General features: G+C 27.6%; 8 protein-coding genes. All 8 read right to left on the bottom strand.

Annotated elements, in window-relative coordinates:
* Positions 1–224: hypothetical protein (locus tag JJE11_RS16280; RefSeq protein ID WP_291637508.1), on the bottom strand; the 224-nt coding region annotated here is incomplete at its 3' end.
* A gap of 123 nt (positions 225–347) precedes the next feature.
* Positions 348–722: a BlaI/MecI/CopY family transcriptional regulator gene (locus JJE11_RS16275; protein WP_291637506.1), complete on the bottom strand. Its 375-nt coding sequence runs from the start codon at positions 720–722 to the stop codon at positions 348–350.
* Between the two features lie 234 nt (positions 723–956).
* A complete protein-coding gene (locus JJE11_RS16270) occupies positions 957–1,805 on the bottom strand; it encodes an HNH endonuclease signature motif containing protein (RefSeq protein WP_291637504.1) in 849 nt (282 codons plus the stop codon).
* 394 nt (positions 1,806–2,199) lie between these two features.
* The gene (locus JJE11_RS16265; protein WP_291637502.1) at positions 2,200–2,349 is read right to left on the bottom strand and encodes a hypothetical protein; all 150 of its coding nucleotides are present in this window, start codon (positions 2,347–2,349) and stop codon (positions 2,200–2,202) included.
* Positions 2,342–2,476, bottom strand: coding sequence for a hypothetical protein (locus tag JJE11_RS16260; RefSeq protein ID WP_291637499.1), 135 nt, complete (start codon positions 2,474–2,476; stop codon positions 2,342–2,344). Before JJE11_RS16260 ends, JJE11_RS16265 begins: the two co-directional genes overlap by 8 nt.
* The gene (locus JJE11_RS16255) at positions 2,476–3,243 is read right to left on the bottom strand and encodes a hypothetical protein (RefSeq protein ID WP_291637497.1); all 768 of its coding nucleotides are present in this window, start codon (positions 3,241–3,243) and stop codon (positions 2,476–2,478) included. Before JJE11_RS16255 ends, JJE11_RS16260 begins: the two co-directional genes overlap by 1 nt.
* Before the next feature lie 57 nt (positions 3,244–3,300).
* Complete coding sequence (locus JJE11_RS16250) at positions 3,301–3,558, bottom strand: DUF3795 domain-containing protein (protein ID WP_291637496.1); 258 nt, start codon at positions 3,556–3,558, stop codon at positions 3,301–3,303.
* 51 nt (positions 3,559–3,609) lie between these two features.
* On the bottom strand, positions 3,610–3,796 hold a 187-nt coding region (locus JJE11_RS16245; RefSeq protein WP_291637494.1), incomplete at its 5' end, for a hypothetical protein.

Raw genomic sequence — 3,796 nt, 5'->3', positions numbered from 1 at the left:
ATATACCTAGAAAAATCCAATTTATTCAGTTTAGATAATTCATTTCTACGTTTCAATAAGTCACCAACGTTAATACCATCCTTAACTGCTTTAAAATCACTTGGAAGTTGGATATCTGCTATAGCGATGCTGTTTACACCAACCTTGAGATTCTCCTGTTTTAGGAAATTTTCAACATTTTGATAATCCGTTCCTCTTCCATATATAGTAGTGGAATGAAGCACTTAACTTATTTTTAAATAACTTCTTTATAAGTACAATAATAATTACTAAAAAACTTCCCATTGCAGATGAAATAAGGATTGTCTTAAATAGTAATTTAATAAATTCCAATAAACCTCGCCTCCTTAGCCCCGCTTGTTATCAAGCATCTTTTTCAATTCTTGAATATCCTCTTGTGTTAATTCCACATCATTTATAAAATTTTTTATAAATAATTTTTTAGAACCATTATAAATTTTATCAATGAGAGTTTCTGTTTCTTCTTTTCTGAGCTGTTCTTCAAGTACTATAGGATAATATCTGTAACTCTTTGATTCTTTTATAACTCCAACAGCACCTTTTTTTACAAGTCTGCTTAAGAACGTCTGAATTGTTGTTGGCCTCCACGTTGAATCATCCTTTAAACTTTCAATAATTTCAGGTGATGTGAGCTTTTTGTTTTCCCATAATGTTTTCATAATAAGCCATTCTGCTTCAGTTATTTTTGTTAATTCTTTCAACTTAAAACCTCCTACTACAGTTGTAGTTTATAGCCTAATACTACACCCGTAGTATTCACATGTCAATAGTTCTCAAAAATATAGTTTAATGTAAAAAAAGGAACGGTTAACCGTTCCTTTTTGGTGTTATATAATAATACATAATCATTTATTATCACTCTTCACTTTTTTATTAATCAATTTTTCTTCTAAAATTGCATGTAACATACTTAATCCCTGTTGCTTTTACTGATTCTATCTATTATACAGTTCACTATCTTGCATTACTTCATCTTTAAATGCTTCCCACTCTTCATTACCTAAGTTGTATTTCTTTTTAAAAATATCATCTACCATGGAAGACTGTAAACATACTTGATCATCTCTAATCGCACAAAGAAATTTTTCAAATTTCAACTTCATTTCATGCCTTTGAATCTCCTTGTCATCTCTATTTAATAATGAATAATATTCTTTACCATTATCTTTAAAAGTTTTAATAGCTTCTTTTTTATATATTTCCCAATCCACATCATTTAAATAATATTTTCTCTTAATCTGACGATCTACTAAAGCAGCAGGTGTTACTGAAATCTTACCATCTTCAAAAGCAGAAACAATATTTTCGTTTCTTGAAACAAGGTCAATATTGCGGATTCTATTATTAGATTTATGATTATCCCTGTGATGGATAATTTTAAAATCATCCCATTCATTAAAATACAAATAGTAAATAACTCTATGTTCGTAAGTTCTATAAGGAATTTTATCTATTTCAATGTAAAATTTTTGATACCCGCGTAAATCCTTGCTACCATATCTTTTGTAAAGTCCATTATAATCAATATATAAAGCACCATTACTAATCGAATTAGTAAGGTATACTATAGCCTTTTGATAATTCACAGATAGTTTTTCCATTTCTACACCATGAAAATATTTTTTTAATAATAATGGAGCTTCTACAGTTATAACTTCATTTTTAAATTCAATTTTCATCTTGTTCTTTATTCTTTTATAGATTTTATCATTAACCAATATTAATTTTCTATTATCAAACATTTCCCTTAATTTCACTAAAGCTTCCCTAGTAAATTGAGCCATAATCATTCCTCCAAAATTATTAAATCATCATCTGCGGAACTACTGTTTTTTATAAGTTATAAACACATACCTAATTATATCATCAAAAATATATTTAAATATTCCATTATCAAATGTTCCGGAAAATAAGCACTAATGGAACATTCTGATAATTTTTAAATTATTTGGACTATAAAAGATATTATTTTAGCTGATGGAACTAATAAAAACTGAACTAAAATGGTGATTAGCCCTATATAAATTATATCATATTATACATTTTTTCACACCATTGTATTACTATTTTCACCATTGATTAAAATAACACCAAATACTTCTGTACTAAATATAATAATAGTCAGTATATGCGTAGAGCAAGAGACACTATTATTATGTACATTCTCTTTAGTATTCTTCATTCATTAGTTTTAGAATAAAGTTCTGCCCATGTTGGAAAAAATCCAGCACTCACAGCAATATTTTGCGAGTGAAAATGAGATTCCATGGTTCCGTAAAACGGTATTTTCCCCCGTTTCAAAATTTCATCCTTTAATAGTTTAACCAAGTTTGTTCCTATACTTCTGCCCCAACACTCTATATAAAGCTTCCGTTTTACTTATATCCTCATAATTTATAAATATAAGCTTATTATCTTTTGTGTATGTAGCAACAAATGGTTTTGTTCTATCCATTATATAAAAATATGCTTTTTATACTTTGGAAGTTTATATGTTCCCATTTTCATTTTATTAATAGCAGTTCCATTAATTCGTCTAAGAGGTAATGGAAGATACTTTTCCAATGCTATTTTAGTTATTTCTTCCTTATCAACAGTTATACCCTCTATCCCTTCAATAATTATTGAATTATCGCTTACAGCTACAGTTCTATTCAAGAAAATCTGTGGAAAAGTTAAAGTCCTTGCAAAGGCAAGTATTATACCTATCATTATAACTGCTCCAATTGCTTTAGCTAATGGCTTTGCAAAATTAAGATAAAGTCTTTCATTTTCTCCATTTTTTATCCAAAGAGCTGGATTCTTTTTATTATAATATATAAATCCCATAAGATTATTTTCATCGTCCATAGTTTCTTTTTCAATTTCAAGTTTCCAATTTTCAGTTACCTTTAATAATTTATTTTTTTTGTGCATTATATCACAATTTATACTGACTACTATAAATCCTATAAATACAAATAAGTTACCTAATACTACAGACCATATTTCAGTAACTTTTAAGCATAAAATAATATATATTAAAACAAAAAAAAGATAACTCAAACTAAATCTCTTCTTATATTCACTTTTTAGTTGTATTAAATTTTCTTTTTTATTATATCCATAAGGTAATTTTACTCCAAAGAAGGTTGATTTCTTTTCAATTTTATAACTAAATAGCCCTACAAAATAAAGTAAAACTAGTAAAAAATAAATTGTTATTGTTTCCATATTATTCATATTGAATATTCCCCTTATATTCTTTTGTTTTTTGTTATGTAATAATAATGTTGTTACTTAAATATTGATACGCCTTTCATGAGTATTTCTCATACCATTATCCCCTTGTTCTTTATCGTAAGAAAAACTACTTAATAAATCACATGGGAAAGTTTCACATTCACCACAAGGCAAATGTTCTTTACTTTCGCAACAGGACTTTACAGGACATTTTTCTCCCCAAAATGGCTTGTCTATATTTACACACCCTTTACACTCAGCAGTTTCTCTATATTCGCATTTTGAACAATTAATCCCACATCTCGATTCAATCATTGTTTTCTCCTCCTCTATTCATTTCTCTTCACATTATTTTCGTTAATGCTCCTAAATAATTTCATTTCTGTTAATTCGGTATTTACGCTTAAACAGGTATTTCCCTGTTGTAACAATAATAAAATCCTTATCTACTGACAAAGCAGATATATTTACCTTTTTATTATCTTTACCAGTAATAAAAATCGAAGTCGGTCCATTATTTTCTATTATTAAAGGCTCTAACTGTTTTAATGTT

Source organism: Clostridium sp. (assembly GCF_016650095.1).
In the GTDB taxonomy this organism is placed as follows: domain Bacteria; phylum Bacillota; class Clostridia; order Clostridiales; family Clostridiaceae; genus Clostridium_AD.
Note: the sequence above shows the minus strand (reverse complement) of the source record. Positions and strands in the feature narration are given on the sequence as shown.